Origin of the sequence: Desulfuromonas soudanensis (assembly GCF_001278055.1) — a bacterium.
In the GTDB taxonomy this organism is placed as follows: domain Bacteria; phylum Desulfobacterota; class Desulfuromonadia; order Desulfuromonadales; family WTL; genus Deferrimonas; species Deferrimonas soudanensis.
Genome location: NZ_CP010802.1, coordinates 1,018,560 through 1,035,952, shown reverse-complemented (window position 1 = coordinate 1,035,952; position 17,393 = coordinate 1,018,560). Strand labels below are relative to the sequence as shown.

Annotated in this window: 18 protein-coding genes; 17 read left to right on the top strand and 1 reads right to left on the bottom strand. The window is 62.0% G+C overall.

All coding sequences use genetic code 11. From position 1 onward, the window contains the following. Window positions 1-44: 44 nt before the first annotated feature. From DSOUD_RS04555 to DSOUD_RS04475, 17 genes are all read left to right on the top strand, one after another. Window positions 45-1,166, top strand: coding sequence for a hybrid sensor histidine kinase/response regulator (locus DSOUD_RS04555; RefSeq protein WP_232426494.1), 1,122 nt, complete (start codon window positions 45-47; stop codon window positions 1,164-1,166). 162 nt (window positions 1,167-1,328) lie between these two features. Next, a complete protein-coding gene (hslV, locus tag DSOUD_RS04550) occupies window positions 1,329-1,859 on the top strand; it encodes an ATP-dependent protease subunit HslV (RefSeq protein ID WP_053549896.1) in 531 nt (176 codons plus the stop codon). Then, complete coding sequence (gene hslU / locus DSOUD_RS04545) at window positions 1,856-3,172, top strand: ATP-dependent protease ATPase subunit HslU (protein ID WP_053549895.1); 1,317 nt, start codon at window positions 1,856-1,858, stop codon at window positions 3,170-3,172. The genes hslV and hslU overlap by 4 nt, the downstream gene beginning before the upstream one ends. A 91-nt stretch (window positions 3,173-3,263) precedes the next feature. Continuing rightward, complete coding sequence (gene argB, locus DSOUD_RS04540) at window positions 3,264-4,148, top strand: acetylglutamate kinase (protein WP_053549894.1); 885 nt, start codon at window positions 3,264-3,266, stop codon at window positions 4,146-4,148. Between the two features lie 129 nt (window positions 4,149-4,277). Further along, the gene (locus DSOUD_RS04535; protein WP_053549893.1) at window positions 4,278-5,474 is read left to right on the top strand and encodes an acetylornithine transaminase; all 1,197 of its coding nucleotides are present in this window, start codon (window positions 4,278-4,280) and stop codon (window positions 5,472-5,474) included. 172 nt (window positions 5,475-5,646) lie between these two features. Beyond that, window positions 5,647-6,555, top strand: a complete 909-nt coding sequence (argF, locus tag DSOUD_RS04530) for an ornithine carbamoyltransferase (protein WP_053549892.1) — start codon at window positions 5,647-5,649, stop codon at window positions 6,553-6,555. Between the two features lie 149 nt (window positions 6,556-6,704). Then, window positions 6,705-7,337, top strand: a complete 633-nt coding sequence (locus DSOUD_RS04525) for an RDD family protein (RefSeq protein ID WP_053549891.1) — start codon at window positions 6,705-6,707, stop codon at window positions 7,335-7,337. 52 nt (window positions 7,338-7,389) lie between these two features. Beyond that, on the top strand, window positions 7,390-8,607 hold the full coding sequence (locus tag DSOUD_RS04520; RefSeq protein ID WP_053549890.1) for an argininosuccinate synthase: 1,218 nt from the start codon (window positions 7,390-7,392) through the stop codon (window positions 8,605-8,607). Between the two features lie 52 nt (window positions 8,608-8,659). After that, a complete protein-coding gene (locus DSOUD_RS04515) occupies window positions 8,660-9,151 on the top strand; it encodes an NUDIX domain-containing protein (protein WP_082351069.1) in 492 nt (163 codons plus the stop codon). Window positions 9,152-9,164: 13 nt separating this feature from the next. After that, the gene (locus DSOUD_RS04510) at window positions 9,165-10,343 is read left to right on the top strand and encodes a hypothetical protein (RefSeq protein ID WP_053549889.1); all 1,179 of its coding nucleotides are present in this window, start codon (window positions 9,165-9,167) and stop codon (window positions 10,341-10,343) included. A gap of 66 nt (window positions 10,344-10,409) precedes the next feature. Further along, window positions 10,410-11,792, top strand: a complete 1,383-nt coding sequence (gene argH, locus DSOUD_RS04505) for an argininosuccinate lyase (protein ID WP_053549888.1) — start codon at window positions 10,410-10,412, stop codon at window positions 11,790-11,792. 2 nt (window positions 11,793-11,794) lie between these two features. Then, a complete protein-coding gene (locus DSOUD_RS04500) occupies window positions 11,795-12,577 on the top strand; it encodes a fibronectin type III domain-containing protein (RefSeq protein ID WP_053549887.1) in 783 nt (260 codons plus the stop codon). 253 nt (window positions 12,578-12,830) lie between these two features. Further along, window positions 12,831-13,706, top strand: a complete 876-nt coding sequence (dapA, locus tag DSOUD_RS04495; protein WP_053549886.1) for a 4-hydroxy-tetrahydrodipicolinate synthase — start codon at window positions 12,831-12,833, stop codon at window positions 13,704-13,706. 162 nt (window positions 13,707-13,868) lie between these two features. Next, entirely contained in the window at window positions 13,869-14,672 is an 804-nt protein-coding gene (dapB, locus tag DSOUD_RS04490) for a 4-hydroxy-tetrahydrodipicolinate reductase (protein WP_053549885.1), read from the top strand. Window positions 14,673-14,847: 175 nt separating this feature from the next. Then, window positions 14,848-16,083, top strand: coding sequence for an LL-diaminopimelate aminotransferase (locus tag DSOUD_RS04485; RefSeq protein WP_053549884.1), 1,236 nt, complete (start codon window positions 14,848-14,850; stop codon window positions 16,081-16,083). 57 nt (window positions 16,084-16,140) lie between these two features. Then, entirely contained in the window at window positions 16,141-16,347 is a 207-nt protein-coding gene (locus DSOUD_RS04480; protein WP_053549883.1) for a DUF3185 family protein, read from the top strand. Between the two features lie 152 nt (window positions 16,348-16,499). Next, the gene (locus DSOUD_RS04475; protein ID WP_053549882.1) at window positions 16,500-16,766 is read left to right on the top strand and encodes a hypothetical protein; all 267 of its coding nucleotides are present in this window, start codon (window positions 16,500-16,502) and stop codon (window positions 16,764-16,766) included. Between the two features lie 171 nt (window positions 16,767-16,937). Here the strand turns inward: DSOUD_RS04475 and DSOUD_RS04470 are convergent, their stop codons facing one another. Further along, window positions 16,938-17,273 (bottom strand): YegP family protein, encoded by a 336-nt coding sequence (locus DSOUD_RS04470; RefSeq protein WP_053549881.1) that lies wholly within the window; start codon window positions 17,271-17,273, stop codon window positions 16,938-16,940. Between the last annotated feature and the right edge of the window lie 120 nt (window positions 17,274-17,393).

Below are 17,393 nucleotides of genomic sequence, written 5' to 3'. Positions count from 1 at the left end.
GCTTGAACCCGCCCGCCCGACAATAAAGCACAGGGGAGAAGCGCGTGCGCCTGCAGATCGAAGGGGAGATGACATTGCGCCAGGAAAAGGAGGGGCGCTGCATCCTGATGGTGGATGACGAGTCCGTGATCCGCGAACTCTGCGCCCGGGTCCTCAAGGGTTACCGGGTGCTGCAGGCGACCTGCGGCGAAGAGGCCCTGGAGATCCTTTCCCGGGAAACGGTCGACCTGGTGCTGACGGACGTGATGATGCCGGGGATGAACGGACTCGACCTTCTTCGGGCCGTCAAGGAGCGGGAACCGAATCAGGTGGTGGTCGTCATGACCGGCTATGCCGACAAGGAGATCATTCTCCGCGCCCTCAAGGCCGACGCCGACGACTTCATCAGCAAGCCGATCAACCTTCTGCAGCTCAAGACCACCATCGACAAGGTTCTGGAGAAAAAGGACCTCAAGGAGGAACTCCTCCAGCTCAAGCGCATGGACCGGCTCAAATCCGATTTTCTCGGCCTGATCTCCCACAAGCTCAAGACCCCGACCACCGCCATCTCCCTCTTCATCCAGAACCTGGCCGGCGGCATCGGCGATCCCACCGACCCCGCCTTTCTCAAGACCCTCGACTTGATCCTCGACGAATCCCGTTATCTGACCTATCTGATCCAGGACCTTCTCTTCTACAGCGAGATCATTCTCCAGGAGGGTCCCCTGAAGCCGACGGCGGTTTTCCCCCGGGATCTGGCCATGGCCGTGGTCACCGATCTCAAGGATGCCTTTGTCAACAAGGGGGTCCTCTTCGAAACCCTTCTCGATGCTCCCCAACCGCCCATGCAGCTCGACGGCAAACTCATCCGATTCGCCCTGCTGGCGCTGCTGGAGAACGCCCTCAAGTTCACCCCTCCGGGGGGAACGGTCTCCCTGAGCGTCGAAGGACGGGACCGGGAACTCCTTCTGGTGATTGCCGACACCGGCCAGGGGATTCCGGCCGACGAACTTCCCCGGGTCTTCGACAAGTTCTACCAGGTCGACCCCGCCCATACCGGACAGGTGCGCGGCTTCGGCCTCGGCCTCTACTATGCCCGCCAGTTCGTGCAGATGCACGGCGGCACCATCCGTCTCGAAAGCCAACCCGGCCGCGGCACCGTCGCCACCCTGACGTTGCCGCGCTGACCTCTCCCCCCTTCGCCCTGTCCCCCGGCACGCCGGAGCAGAGGCCTCTGTTCGCGGGAATAAAAGCGTTTTTCCTTTTTTTATTCCCCAATCTCTGTGTTATATTTATCGCATTTTTCATTTCCCGGCTGGCGCTTGTTGCGGCCACGAAAAGGGGTCGAGATGTTTCGAGGAACCACCATCATCTGCGTTCGCAAAAACGGCGAGATCGCCCTGGCCGGAGACGGCCAGGTGACCATGGGGAACACGGTGATGAAGCACACCGCCCGCAAGATCCGCCGCATGTACCAGGACCGGGTCATCGCCGGCTTTGCCGGGAGCACCGCCGACGCCTTCACCCTCTTCGAAAAGTTCGACGTCAAGCTCCAGGAATTCCGCGGCAACCTGATGCGGGCGGCGGTCGCCCTGGCCAAGGACTGGCGCACCGACAGGATGCTGCGCAAACTCGAGGCGCTCCTCATCGTCGCCGACGCCGAAACGACCCTGATCCTCTCCGGTTCGGGGGACGTCATCGAGCCGGATGACGGCATCGCCGCCATCGGCTCCGGCGGCCCCTACGCCCTGGCGGCGGCGCGGGCGCTCATGGCCCATTCGGACTTGCCGGCGCAAAAGGTGGCCGAGGAGGCGATGCTGATCGCCGCCGGCATCTGCATCTACACCAACGACCAGATTCTGGTGGAGGTGCTGCCGTGAACAACTTCACCCCCCGGGAGATCGTCTCCGAACTCGACCGCTACATCATCGGCCAGAAGGGGGCCAAGCGCGCCGTCGCCGTCGCCCTGCGCAACCGCTGGCGCCGCCAGCAGGTTCCGGCCGAACTGCGGGAGGAGATCGCGCCGAAGAACATCATCATGATCGGTCCCACCGGGGTCGGCAAGACGGAGATCGCCCGGCGCCTGGCCAAGCTGGCCCAGGCCCCTTTCGTCAAGGTCGAGGCGAGCAAGTTCACCGAGGTCGGCTACGTCGGCCGCGACGTCGAGAGCATGGTCCGCGACCTCCTCGACCTGGCCATCCTCATGGTCAAGGCCGAAGAGGCCCAGACGGTGCGGGTCAAGGCGGAAGATCTGGCCGAGGAGAGGCTGCTCGAGCTGCTGCTGCCGGGAGAAAGCGAAGGGGGGGAAAGCCGCGAGGCGACCCGCGACAAGCTGCGCAAGCTCCTGCGCCAGGGGGCCCTCAACGATCGCTTCGTCGAGATCGAAACCGAAGAGTCCCGGGCGCCGATGATGGAGATCCTCACCCCCCAGGGCTCGGAGGAGATGGGGATCAACTTCAAGGACATGCTCGGCAGCATCTTCCCCAAAAAGACCAAACGCCGGAGGATGAAGATCGAGGACGCCCGGGAGATCCTGGTCGCAGCCGAAGCCGAGAAGCTGGTGGACATGGACAAGGTCTACACCCTGGCCCGGGAGCGCACCGAGCAGAGCGGCATCATCTTCATCGACGAGATCGACAAGATCGCCAGCCGCGAAGGGGGGCACGGCCCCGAGGTTTCCCGCGAGGGGGTGCAGCGCGACATCCTCCCCATCGTCGAGGGGAGCACGGTGAGCACCAAGTACGGTCCGGTAAAAACCGACCACATCCTCTTCATCGCCGCCGGAGCCTTTCACGTCTCCAAGCCCTCGGACCTGATCCCCGAGCTGCAGGGGCGCTTTCCGATCCGGGTCGAGCTGGAGAGCCTCGGCGAAGAAGAGTTCGTGCGCATCCTCACCGAACCGAAGAACGCCCTGATCCGCCAGTACGAGGCGTTGATGCTCACCGAAGGGATCACCCTGGTCTTTGCCGACGATTCCATCCACGAGATCGCCCGCACCGCCGCCACGGTCAACGACCGCACCGAGAACATCGGCGCCCGGCGCCTGCACACCATCATGGAGAAGCTCCTCGAGGACCTCTCCTTCGACGCCCCCGAACGCCAGGAGAAGACGTTGGAGATCAACGCCGCCTACGTCCGGGAGCGCCTGGCCGAAATCGTCAAGGACGAAGATCTGTCGCGGTACATTTTGTGAGCGGAGACAGGTGACAGGATCGCCCCGTCACCCGTCTCCGATTTACCGTTACTTCTTTACCGCCTTTATCGTCACTCGTCACGGGGTAATTATGCAGGACATCATCAACAAGGCCAAGGTCCTCATGGAGGCCCTCCCCTACATCAAGCGCTTCGCCAACAAGACCATCGTCATCAAATACGGCGGCAACGCCATGGTCGAGGAGGTGCTCAAGGAAGGGTTCGCCCAGGACATCATCCTGATGAAATACATCGGCCTCAACCCCGTGGTGGTTCACGGCGGCGGGCCGCAGATCGGCCGGGTCCTAAAGGCGATGGGGAAGGAATCCTTTTTCGTCCAGGGGATGCGGGTCACCGACACCGAAACCATGGATGTGGTGGAGATGGTCCTCGGCGGCAAGGTCAACAAGGAGATCGTCGGCAACATCAACCGTCACGGCGGCCGGGCCGTCGGCCTCTCCGGCAAGGACGGCGGCCTGATTCTCGCCCGCAAGCTGGAGATGACGGGAATCAACCCCGACTCCCTGACCCCCGAGATCATCGACATCGGCATGGTCGGCGAGGTGGAGAGCATCAACCCGGCGATCATCACCGCCCTCGAAGAGAGCAACTTCATTCCGGTCATCGCCCCCATCGGCGTCGGGTTGCGCGGAGAGACCTACAACATCAACGCCGACCTGGTCGCCGGCAAGATCGCCGGGGCCCTGCGCGCCGAGAAGCTCATCCTCCTCACCGACGTCGAGGGGGTGCGGGGGAAGGACGGACGCCTCATCTCCACCATCGATATCGGCCGGGTCCCCGACCTCATCAACGACGGCACCATCACCGGCGGCATGATCCCCAAGGTCAACTGCTGCGTCGATGCCATCGAGGAGGGGGTGGCCAAGACTCACATCATCGACGGCCGCATGGAGCACGCCTGCCTGCTGGAGATCTTCACCGACCTGGGGATCGGGACGGCAATCGCGAGATTCTAGAAGGCAGAAGGTAGAATACAGAACACAGAAAACAGAATAAAACCGGAAACTTCTACCTTCTACCTTCTATATTCTATATTCTGTATTCTATATTCTACTTTCTATATTCTGCATTCAAAGGATTAACCCATGTCCAACTCATCCGAATGGATCGCCCGCGGCGACCAGCATATCGCCAAAACCTACGGCCGCTACCCCCTCGTCCCCGTGCGCGGCGCCGGGTGCCGGCTGTGGGACGCCGACGGCAGGGAGTATCTCGACTTCCTCGCCGGAGTCGCCGTCAACAATCTCGGCCACTGCCATCCCAAGGTGGTGGCGGCGCTGCAGGACCAGGCGGCCAGGCTGCTGCACTGCTCCAACTACTATCACATCCCGCAGCAGATCGAACTGGCGGAGATCCTCTGCGCCCACTCCTTCGGCGACCGGGTCTTCTTCTGCAACTCGGGGGCCGAAGCCAACGAAGCGGCGATGAAGCTGGTGCGCAAGTACAGCCGCGAGAAGTACGGCGAGAACCGCTTCGAGGTCATCACGGCCCTGGCCTCCTTCCACGGCCGCACCATCGGCACCATCAGCGCCACCGGGCAGGAGAAGGTCAAGACCGGCTTCGCCCCCATGGTTCCGGGATTCAAGTACGTCCCCTTCGGCGACGCCCAGGCCCTCAAGAGCGCCATCTCTCCCAACACCTGCGCGGTGATGCTCGAACCGGTGCAGGGCGAAGGGGGGGTCAACGTCCCCCCTGCCGGCTATCTGCAGGCGGTGCGGCAGATCTGCGACGAGCACGGACTGATCCTCGTCTTCGACGAGGTCCAGGTCGGCTGCGGCCGCACCGGCAAGCTCTTCGCCTACGAGCATGACGGCGTCGAACCCGACGTGATGACCCTGGCCAAGGCCCTGGCCGGCGGCCCCCCCATCGGCGCCATGGTCGCCCGGGAACCCTTCGTCTCGACCCTCGGCCCCGGCACCCACGGCTCGACCTTCGGCGGCAACCCGCTGATGGCCGCCGCCGGGATCGCCACCCTGAAGGTCCTTCTCGAGGACGGCGTCCTGGAGAACTGCGTCGCCATGGGGGACTACCTGCGCATTCGCCTCGAGGAGCTTCAGCTCCGCTACCCCTTCGTCACCGCCATCCGCGGCCGCGGACTGATCCTCGGCATGGAACTCTCCATCGACGGGGGCGAAATCGTCACCAAGGCGCTGCAGCGGGGACTTTTGATCAACTGCACCGTCGGCTGCGTGCTGCGCTTCGTCCCGCCGCTGATCGTCTCCCGCGCCGAAATCGACGAGATGATCGCCATCCTCGACGGGATTTTTGCCGAACAGCGATAGACCGGCGGCCACGGGGCCTTTCTTTCTCAACGCAGAGACGCAGAGAGAGGGAGGCGGAGAGAAGAGACCGATCCGAAGAGCGTTCCTGCTTTTCCTCTCCCTGTTTTTCTCTGCGTCTCAGCGTCTCTGCGTTGAAACCTTTGTTTGTATTCTGAATTTCTGGAGGAACCTGGTGAAAAAAGATTTTCTCTGCCTCTCCGACTGGAGCCGTGATGAGCTGGAAGCGATCTTCGCCCTGACCCTTGACCTCAAGGCCAGGCAGAAACGCGGCGAAGAGCATCATCTCCTCAGGGGGAAGACCCTGGGGATGATTTTCGAGAAGAGCTCGACCCGAACCCGGGTCTCCTTCGAAGTCGGGATGTACCAGCTCGGCGGTCACGCCCTCTTTCTCCATTCAGGGACGACGCAGCTCGGCCGCGGCGAGCCGATTCGCGACACCGCCCGGGTCATGAGCCGCTACGTCGACGGCATCATGATCCGCACCTTTTCCCAGGCCGGAGTCGAGGAGCTGGCCCGGTGGTCGGACATCCCGGTGATCAACGGCCTCACCGACAGCTATCACCCCTGCCAGGTCATGGCCGACCTCTTCACCGTCGTCGAGCACAAGGGGAATTACCGCGACCAGGTCTACGGCTGGATCGGCGACGGCAACAACATGGCCAACAGCTGGATCAACGCCGCCGCCGTCTTCGGCTTCGAACTGCGGGTCGCCACCCCGAAAGGGTACGCCCCCGACCCGGCGGTGGTCGAACGCGCCCGGAAAGCCGGCGCGAAGGTACTCTACACCCACGACCCGCGGGAGGCCGCGGCCGGCGCCACGGTCCTCAACACCGACGTCTGGGCGAGCATGGGTCAGGAAGCCGAGCAGCAGGCGCGGGAAAAGGCCTTCGCCGGCTTCCAGATCGACGGCAAGGTCGTGGCCGCCGCCGACCCCGCCTGCATCGTCCTCCACTGCCTCCCTGCCCACCGGGGCGAGGAGATCAGCGACGAGGTCATCGAAGGGCCCCACTCGGTGGTCTTCGACGAAGCCGAAAACCGTCTCCACGTGCAGAAGGCGATCATGGCGACGTTGATGGCCTGAAGTGACAAAAAGAATTTTTCACCACGGAGGACACTGAGGTCACAAAGAAATTCCTTTTACTTTAATTAATTACCTCTGTGTCTCTGTGCCTCTGTGGTAAATTTTGTGCTTTTTGCGAAGACATCATCCTTTCCAGGCAAGGTTATCTTATGACCATCAGCTGCCCCCATTGCCAGTTCGCCCGGGAAATCGATGAGGCCAAAATTCCCGACCGGCCGATCCGGGTGACCTGCCCGCGCTGCAAGGAGTCCTTCCCCTTCAGCAAGGGGGAGTTTGTTTTCGAAATCGCCGAGATCCCGGCCGCATCGCCCCAGTCCGTGGTTTTGGCACCACCGGCGGCGGTTTCGGCAACTGACCTGGCCAAGGCCGGCTTCTGGATCCGCGTCGTCGCGGCGGTGATCGACTCCTTTGCCGCCGGCGCCATCCAGATGACCTTCGCCGCCCTTTTGGGGGTGGTCATCGGCCTGACGAACGGCGGCGACGCGGAGGCCCAGAGCGGTCTGGCCATCGTCGCCGGATTCTTCTCCATCGTTATCGGCGTCGCCTACTACGTCTTTTTCACCGGCTACTGCGGCCAGACGCCGGGGAAGATGGCGCTGCGCATCAAGGTGATCCGCACCGACGGCAGCGACATGGATTACGGCCGCGCCCTCCTGCGGGAGACCCTCGGCAAGTTCGTCTCGACGATCCTTCTCGGCATCGGCTACCTGATGGTCGCCTTCGATCCCCAGAAGCAGGGGCTGCACGACAAGATCGCCGACACCTACGTCATCAAACTCTGAGGTGCCGGAGGGAGTCCTCCCCGCACCCTTATTCACTCAAAGGAGACACTTCATGTCCAGAAAAGGTACCGTCAAAAAGGCCGTCCTCGCTTATTCCGGAGGTCTCGACACCTCGATCATCCTCAAGTGGCTGGTGGAGGAATACGGCTGCGAAGTCATCGCCTTCTCCGCCGACCTCGGCCAGGGCGAGGAGCTCGACCACATCCCCGAGAAGGCCAAAAAGACCGGCGCCAGCAAGTGCTTCATCGAGGACCTGCGCGAGGAGTTCATCCGCGACTTCGTCTTCCCCATGTTCCGCGCCAACGCCATCTACGAGGGGCGCTACTTCCTCGGCACCTCCATCGCCCGGCCGCTGATCGCCAAGAAGCAGATGGAGATCGCCAAGGCCGAAGGGGCCGACGCCGTCTCCCACGGCGCCACCGGCAAGGGGAACGACCAGGTGCGCTTCGAGCTCGCCTACTACCACTTCGACCCGGCGATCCGCGTCATCGCTCCCTGGCGCGAATGGGACATGAACAGCCGCACCGCCCTCGAAGAGTACGCCAAGAAGCACGGGATCCCGGTGCCGACGAGCAAGAAGTTCCCCTGGAGCTCCGACCGCAACCTGCTGCACATCTCCTTTGAAGGGGACATCCTCGAGAACCCCTGGTCCGAGGCCCCCGAGGAGATGTACGCCCTCACCAAGCGCCCCGAGGACGCCCCCGACACCGCCGAATACGTAGAGATCGAATTCAAAAACGGCGACGCGGTGGCGGTCAACGGCGAGAAACTCTCCCCGGCGCTGCTGCTGGCCAAGCTCAACGTCCTCGGCGGCAAGCACGGCATCGGCCGCGTCGACCTGATGGAGAACCGCTACGTCGGCATGAAGAGCCGCGGCGTCTACGAGACCCCCGGCGGCACCATCCTCGAGGAGGCCCACCGCGCCGTCGAGTCGATCACCATGGACCGCGAGGTCATGCACCTGCGCGACTCGCTGATGCCCCGCTACGCCGAGATGATCTACAACGGCTACTGGTTCGCCCCCGAGCGCCTGGTCATGCAGACCCTCATCGACGCGACCCAGAAGACGGTCAACGGCATCGCCCGCATCAAGCTCTACAAGGGGCACTGCCGCGTCGTCGGCCGCCAGAGCGCGACGGACTCCCTCTTCAACGTCGACTTCGCCACCTTCGAGGCCGACCAGGTCTACAACCAGGCTGATGCCGAAGGGTTCATCAAGCTCAACGCCCTGCGCATGCGCATCGCCGCCATTCAGCGGGCAAAAAAATAAACACCCTCCCAAAGGCGCCGGGGCGGCGCAGCGTCGCCCCGGCCACGGTTTTATGGACTACAAAAAACAGGCGATCAAGACCTCCGTCGTGGCCTGCATCATCGACGCGGAGGATCGGGTCCTTCTCACCCGGCGCTGCATCCACCCCTTCTGCGACCAGTGGGTCATGCCCGGGGGGAAGATCGACCTCGGCGAAGGGATCATTGAAGCGCTGCACCGCGAGGTGCGCGAGGAAGTCGGCATCGAGATCCGGGTCGAAGGGCTCATCGACGTCTTCGAACACCTGAAGGTCGGCTCGAAAAACGACCATTTCGTCATCCTCTACTACCGCGCCGTCCCCCTCTCCGCCGAATTGCGCCCCAACGGCTCCGAATGCACCGAGGCGATCTGGGTCCACAGGGATCAGCTCCACCCCTTCGACCTCACCCCCGGCAGCCGGCACATCCTCGCCAAAATTTTTCCCGGGATCGCGCTCGGCGGCAATGAGGCCCTCCCCTCCAGCGCCTTAGGGGAAGTCCCCGGCGGCGCGCCGCCACGGACTTAAGAGGAGGGCGACCATGGTTTTTATCGTCGAAAAACACATCAACGTCGCCTTCCCCCAGGGGCACCATCAGCACTGCCTCGTCTGCCAGCTCCCCAACCGGCTCAAGCGCACCGACTTCGGCTACAGGGTCGCCGATCCCGAGGCCAAGTGGGACCAGGTGCGGTCGATCCTCGAGCTGGTCGCCGCCGGCAAGGGGAATCTGAAAAAGCTCCATTTTCTCCTGTTCCCCGAATCGACACTCCCGGCGGCTCATGTCAAGGACGTGCTGACGCTGATCGGGGAGCGATTTCGTCCCAACACGGTGACCGTTTTCGGCGTCGAACACATCCGCCTCGGCGAGTACCGGCAACTCCTCGAAACCTACCGGGAGGACAACGAAGAAGCTCTGGCCTCGGTGACGGAGGATCTGGAAGCCGGCGACGTCGACCAGGCGCCGGTCAACTGGTGCGTCATCGCCGTCAAGGAGAATGACGGCCGCCTGCGGGTCTTCCTCGAAGCGAAAAGCCACCCCTTCTTCGGCGAGGAGAATCTCGACGCCCTGCGCGATCTCTACCGGGGGAAGGTCTTCCCGCTCTTTCGCTGCCACCCGACCTGTTTCAACTTCATGGCGCTGATCTGCCTCGACTATGTCTACCGCGATCTCTACCAGTCGAACATCAGCGTCATCATCGACAAGGCCGACCAGCTCTTTTTTGAGACCCGCCAGCGCCTCGACCTGCTGGCCGTCATCGAATGCAATCCGAAACCGGAGCACCCGGCGTTTCGCGACGTGGTCCACGGCTTTTACGGCGAATACCTGGCCTACACCCCGGGGGTCCGGGACGCCACCACCGTCTTTTGCAACACCGCCGGGGAGACGGACTACGGCGCCAGCACCCAGGGCGAGGCCTTCGGCCACTCGTCGGTCATCCTGCACAAGAGCCACAAGCTGGAACGGGTCCAGCTCGCCGAGTTCTCCACCGACGACTTCGGCGGCCTGCCGGTCTGCCGCCTGCGCTTCGGCCGGGAAACCCGTCTGTACTTTTTCAACCTGCCGCTCTTCCATGAGCTCGACCCGCGGACCACCCGGGCGCCCCTGAAAATCCACAGCATCTTCCGCCCCTCCCGCAGCAGCGGATGGATACGGATGGCCGGGGAAGAGATTGTCCGGGGGGTTAACGGGGAGAATGGGGAAACAGGGAAGGTCCTTTAGCCTCCTCTTCGCCTTTTTTGCAGCAATCGGATTTTTTGCCGGAATATTTTCACCTACGGAGTCCACATGAGTCAGGAAAAACCCTGGGCCGGCCGCTTCACCCAGCCGACCGACAAGTTCGTCGAAGAATTCACCGCCTCCATCGGTTTCGACAAGCGGATGTACCACTACGACATCCAGGGCTCCATCGCCCACGCCCGGATGCTCGCCAAGCAGGGGATCATCAGCAAGGACGAGGCCCAGACGATCATGGCCGGCCTCGAATCGATCCTGACCGACATCGAGAAGGGGGCGTTCGAGTTCAAGGTCAGCCTCGAGGATATCCACATGAACATCGAGGCGCGGCTCATTGAGCGCATCGGCCCCGTCGGCGGCAAGCTCCACACCGCCCGCAGCCGCAACGACCAGGTCGCCCTCGACGTGCGCCTCTACCTGCGGGATGAGGTCAAGGCCGTCCTCGCCTACCTCGACGCCCTCCAGGAGTCCCTCCTCGCCCAGGCCGAGGCCAATCTCGCCGTGATCATGCCGGGTTTCACCCACCTGCAGACCGCCCAGCCGATCCTTTTCTCCCACCACATGCTCGCCTACTACGAGATGTTCAAGCGCGACGCCGGGAGGATGCAGGACGTCGCCAAGCGTCTCAACTTCATGCCCCTCGGCGCCGGGGCCCTGGCCGGGACGACCTTCCCCATCGACCGCGAGTTCGTCGCCGAGCAGCTCGGCTTTGCCGGGGTGACCCGCAACTCCCTCGATTCGGTCTCCGACCGCGACTTCGCCCTCGAGTTCTGCGGCGCCGCAAGCATTTTGATGATGCACCTCTCGCGCCTCTCCGAAGAGCTCATCCTCTGGTCGACGGCCGACTTCCGCTTCATCGACCTTTCGGACGCCTTCTGCACCGGAAGCTCGATCATGCCGCAGAAGAAGAATCCCGACGTCCCCGAACTGGTGCGTGGCAAGACCGGGCGGGTCTACGGCAACCTGATCTCCCTCCTCACCCTGATGAAGGCGCTGCCGCTGGCCTACAACAAGGATATGCAGGAAGACAAGGAGCCTCTTTTCGACACCATCGACACCGTCAAGGGGTCGCTGAAGATCTTCGCCGAAATGATCGCCCAGATGAAGGTGCGCGCCGAGGAGATGCGCCTGGCCGCCGCCCGGGGCTTCTCCACCGCCACCGACGTCGCCGACTACGTGGTGCGCAAAGGGATCCCCTTCCGCAACGCCCACGAGATCGTCGGCAAGACGGTGCGTTACTGCATCGAGACCGGCAAGGATATCCCCGAGCTCACCCTCGACGAGTTCCGGGAGTTCTCCGAAGTGATCGAAGCCGACATCTACGACTTCGTCACCCTCGAGGCCTCGGTCAACGCCCGGTGCGCCACCGGCGGCACCGCCCGCGTGGCCGTGGAGCGCGAACTGGCGCGGGCCCGCGCCGAGCGTCAGGGGTGAGCATGCCCTCCAGCACAGCGAAATCCGCAAGACGATGGACGTATCTGTTCCTCGCCTTTTTTATCATCCTGGCCGGCTGCGGCCACAAGGGGCCGGTGCGCCCCCTCGCACTCAAGCTCCCCGTCGCCCCGGGGGAGCCGACGGTGACCCAGAAGGGAGCGCGCTTCCTCCTCGCCTGGACTCTGCCGGGGAGCAACCAGGACGGCTCCCCCCTCACCAACCTGCAAGGCTTCCGGGTTTACCGCATGAGTTACGACCCGGCCGAGGACTGCCCCGAGTGCCGTGACACCTCGATCCTGCTCCAGACCCTCGACCTCGACTATCTGCAGGGCGCCCGCCGCATCGGCGAACGACTCTTTCTGTGGGACAGCGCCCTCGAGGCCGGCGTCGGCTATCAGTACCGGATCGTCCCCTACAACCGCTCCGGACGGGAGGGGCTCGGCGCCCTGCTGCGCCTCCCCTTCCACAACCCGCCGCCGCCCCCCCAGTCCCTGGCCGCCACCGGCCTCGACCGGTTGGTGCGCCTGACCTGGGAGTCGGTCGTCGAGAAGCGCGACGGCGTCGAATTCCTCGGCTACAATCTCTATCGCGGCGAGGCCGGCTCCCCCCTGCAGCCGACCCCCCTGACCCGGATGCCCCTGACAGAGACGAGCTACGACGATTTCGGCCTGGAAAACGGCACCACCTACCTTTACGGGGTGCGGACGGTGGTGCGGATCTTCGGCCAGATCGTCGAGAGCCCCCTGTCGCCAACGGTCGAGGCGACTCCCGGAGCCAGTCTCTGAGAGAAGGTCGGAAAAAGGCGGTTCACCACTGAGACACAGAGACACGGAGAAATTCTTGAATCCCTGTGGCATTTCCCTCGGTGTTCTCTGTGTCTCTGTGGTAAGACCCGGTTTTTTCAAAGATACGGACAGCTCAGGTTATGCTTCGCGAGCCCTTAGGGCGGCTTTGACTTTGACCTGCAGGTATGTTACCAATACGGCTCAATTTTTCTGTAAAACATTTTTTTAGACTAGCTTTCCGGAGGAGGATCTCATGTTTCACGGATCTATGGTCGCCATCGTCACCCCCTTTACCCCCAAAGGCCGGGTCGACGAAGAAAAGTATCGCCAGCTCATCGAGTTCCAGATCGAAAACGGCACCGACGTCATCGTCCCCTGCGGGACGACCGGCGAATCGGCGACCCTCGACTACAAGGAACACGACCGGGTCATCGAGATCTGCATCGAGCAGGTCAAAGGACGCGTCCCCGTCGTCGCCGGCACCGGGTCCAACTCCACCGCCGAGGCGATCGAGCTCTCCCAGCACGCCAAGGAGATGGGCGCCGACGGCGTCCTGCTCGTCTCCCCCTACTACAACAAACCGTCCCAGGAGGGACTCTACCTGCACTACAAGGCGGTCGCCGAGGCCGTCGCCCTCCCCCAGATCCTCTACAACGTCCCGGGGCGCACGGGGATGAACATGGAAGCCGGAACAACCATCCGCCTCGCCGAATTCAAGAACATCGTCGCCATCAAAGAGGCCTCGGGGAACGTTACCCAGGCCAGCGAGATCATCGCCAAGGCCGGCGACAAGATCGACGTCCTCTCCGGCGACGACTTTCTCACCCTGCCGCTGATGGCCTGCGGCGCCAAGGGGATCATCTCGGTCACCGCCAACATCATGCCCGCCGACGTCAAGGCGATGGTCGTCGCCGTCGACGAGGGACGCTGGGACGACGCCAGGGCGCTGCACCTGAAGATGCTCGAGATTCACAGCACCATGTTCATCGACTCGAACCCGGTGCCGGTGAAGACCGCCCTGTCGCTGATGGGGAAAATCGACGCCCATGTCCGCCTCCCCCTCGCCCCCCTCTCGGCGGCCAACCTCGCCAAGCTCACGGCGGTGATGAAGGGGTACGGGCTGATTTAAAATTCTGGAATACGGGAAGCAGAATGTAGAATACAGAATGTAGAATACAGAAGATAGAATACGGGAAACAGAGGACAGACAGCAGAATACAGAATGTCTTTTTGCAGTCCTTCTATATTCTACATTCTGTATTCTGTATTCCAATTTGCATAGGGGAAAACAATGATCAGAGTTGCCGTTGTCGGCGCTGCCGGACGCATGGGCGGGCGCATCATCACTGCCATCAAGGAAGCCGAAGGGCTCGAGCTCGGCGGCGCCATCGAGCGCCCGGGGCACGCAATGCTCGGCCAGGATGCCGGGAGCCTCGCCGGCTGCGGGCCGCTGGAGGTCGCCATCGTCGATTCCCTCGAGGAGGGGCTCAAAAGCGCCGACGTCCTCATCGACTTCACCTTCCCCGAGGTGACGCTGAAAAACGTCGCCGTCTGCGCCCGTCTCGGCAAGATGATCGTCATCGGCTCCACCGGTTTCACCCCCGAACAAAGGGCCGAAGTCGCCGGGCACGCCAGGAAAATTCCCGTCCTCCTCGCCCCGAACATGAGCGTCGGCGTCAACGCCTGCTTCAAGCTGTTGAAGGAAGCGGCGCAGATCCTCGGCGACGGCTTCGACGTCGAGATCGTCGAACTGCACCACAACAAGAAGAAGGACTCCCCCTCCGGCACCGCCGTGCGCATGGGCGAGGTCGTCGCCGACGCTCTCGGTCGCGACTACAACAAGGTCGCCAACTTCCACCGCGAAGGGATGTGCGGAGAGCGCAGCAAGGAGGAGATCGGCATGCAGACCGTGCGCGGCGGCGACATCGTCGGAGAGCACACCGTCTACTTCATCGGCATGGGCGAGCGCATCGAGATCACCCACCGCGCCATGAGCCGCGACATGTTCGCCAGAGGCGCCGTCCGCGCCGCCACCTGGCTTCAAGGGCAGGCGCCGGGGATGTACGACATGCAGGACGTGCTGGGGCTAAGGTAGGACAGAAGGCAGAACACAGAATGTAGAATACAGAAGGACTGCAAAAAGACATTCTGTCTTCTGCCTCCCGTATTCTGTGTTCTATCTTCTGCTTTTCCCTATTCTGTCTTCTATATTCTGTATTCTATATTCTACATTCTGGCTTTCTGCCCCCCCCAAATAGAAGGAGCTACACATGGCCCGTATCAACGACAACTACCTGAAACTCAAAGCCGGCTACCTCTTCCCCGAGATCGGCCGCCGCGTTCGTGAATTCACCGACGCCAACCCTTCGGCCAAGGTCATCCGCCTGGGGATCGGCGACGTCACCCTTCCCCTGGTGCCGGCCGTGATCAAGGCCTTTCACGCCGCCGTCGACGACCTCGCTAAAGGCGAAACCTTTCACGGCTACGGCCCCGAGCAGGGGTACTCCTGGCTCATCGACACCATCATCGACAAGGCCTACAAGCCCCTCGGCGTCTCCCTGAAGACCTCCGAGATGTTCATCTCCGACGGCTCCAAGTGCGACTGCTCCAACATCCTCGACATCTTCGACAACGCCAACGTCGTCGCCATCGGCGACCCCGTCTATCCGGTCTACAACGACACCAACGTCATGGTCGGCCGCACCGGCGAGGCCGACGAAAAGGGGTATTACGAGAACATCGTCTACCTCCCCTGCACGGCGGAGAACGACTTCTCCCCGGCCTTCCCCAAAGAGAAGGTCGACATCATCTACCTCTGCTCCCCCAACAACCCCACCGGCACCGTCACCACCCGGGAGCAGCTCAAAGGCTGGGTCGATTTCGCCCGCAAAAACGACGCCATCATCTTTTTCGACGCCGCCTACGAGGCCTTCATCACCGAATCCGACATTCCCCGCTCCATCTACGAGATCGACGGCGCCAAGGAATGCGCCATCGAATTCCGCTCCTTCTCCAAGACCGCCGGCTTCACCGGCGTCCGCTGCGGCCTGACCGTCGTCCCGGAAAATCTCCTGGCCACGACCGCCAAGGGGGAGAAGGTCGCCCTGAACAAGCTGTGGAACCGTCGCCAGAGCACCAAGTTCAACGGCGTCTCCTACCCTGTGCAGAAAGCCGCCCAGGCGGTCTACTCCGACGAGGGGTGGCCCCAGGTCAAGGAAGTGATCGACTATTACATGGACAACGCCCGCATCATCCGCGAGGGGCTCACCGCCGCCGGGATTCAGTGCTTCGGCGGCGTCAACGCCCCGTACATCTGGCTGAAGACGCCGGAAGGGATGAGTAGCTGGGACTTCTTCGACAAGCTCCTCACCGAGTGCCACGTCGTCGGCACCCCGGGGAGCGGCTTCGGGCCGAGCGGAGAAGGTTACTTCCGCCTCAGCGCCTTCGGCGACAAGGGAAATGTCGTCAAGGCGGTGGATCGGATCAAACAGAAGTGGGGAAAGTAAAATAACCAAGGGCGGCCGATTCGGCCGCCCTTTATTCTTTAATCCGGGAGAAAAAATATGTCGCAATCCGCAAGCAAAATTATTGGCCTGATCCTGTTGGTCGGCGGCGCCGGTCTGGCTTTCTGGGGCTATCAGATGTCCGGCTCGCTGACCTCCGAACTCTCCAAAAGCTTGACCGGGGCACTACCTGACGAGGTGATGTATCGCTACATCGGCGGGGCGGTAAGCGCTGCGGTCGGGGCCTTTCTGCTGGTGAAGAAGTAGCGGTAACAGACATTTTCAATCTACGTCGATGGACAAATGGGACCGGTCTCCGTTAACTCTCAGCTGAATAATGAGATACGAACCCTGGACGTCTCTCCTACAAGAAACATGGGGAGTGTCCCTCCTTTTATTTCCACACGGGGTAAAACCAAATGACCGAAACCACCAATCTCCTCGCCGCCGGACAAACCCTTCTCAAGGACGTCGCCCTCCGCTACGCCACCCAGCACGGCATGCGCCCCGACACGATCGAATGGACCGAGCAATACGACCAATGGTGGTTGAAGATCACCACCGCCGACCACTCGGTCAAGATCGTCTTCTCGGCGGATGAAATCGAGGACTTCGCGACGGATGGGGACGGCTCCAAAAGCTCAAAGGTCAAAATACGCAACGCCTTCGCCAGCCTGGCGATGTAAATACGGGCATAGAATACAGCCGTTACCGCCTTTCGAACCTGCCAAAGATGTTGAATATGGCCATACCCTCGGTGTCAAATTTCCAAACTATCGGGGTCGCCAAACTATCGGGGGTCGCGTCTACAGATTTCAGAAAATCGAATCTGTAAACGCACCCCCTCAGGATTTACGCTAGATGGTCAGATCCTGCAGCTTGGCTTCGGGAGCATTGTTCTTGACCGAGGCGATACCATTTTCCATAGCCACAGTCGATGAGTAGTATTCACTGCGACCGACTTCCTGGCCGTTGGTCGCCTTGAGGATGAAGTACGGCTCGCCCTTGGCATTGGTTTTGACCTCGAAGGCCCCCTCGCGGACAGAGTTTTTACGAACCGATTCGATGCCGTTTTCTGCACTCGGTTTGGTTTTGTACAATTCACTGGTCAAGATTACCTGTCCGTTGGCTGCCTTCAGGTTGAACATGAACTGCCCGTCTTTGCTTTTTTTCAGTTCGAACTTGCCAGCCATGGGGATCTCCTTTCAAGGATGTGCGAGCGTTGATGGTTTGCCTAAACCCTGGGGCCACTGTGTCGCAGTATATGCCATACTGGGCCAATTGCCATTTTCAGGACTCCGGAAATCTTGGCG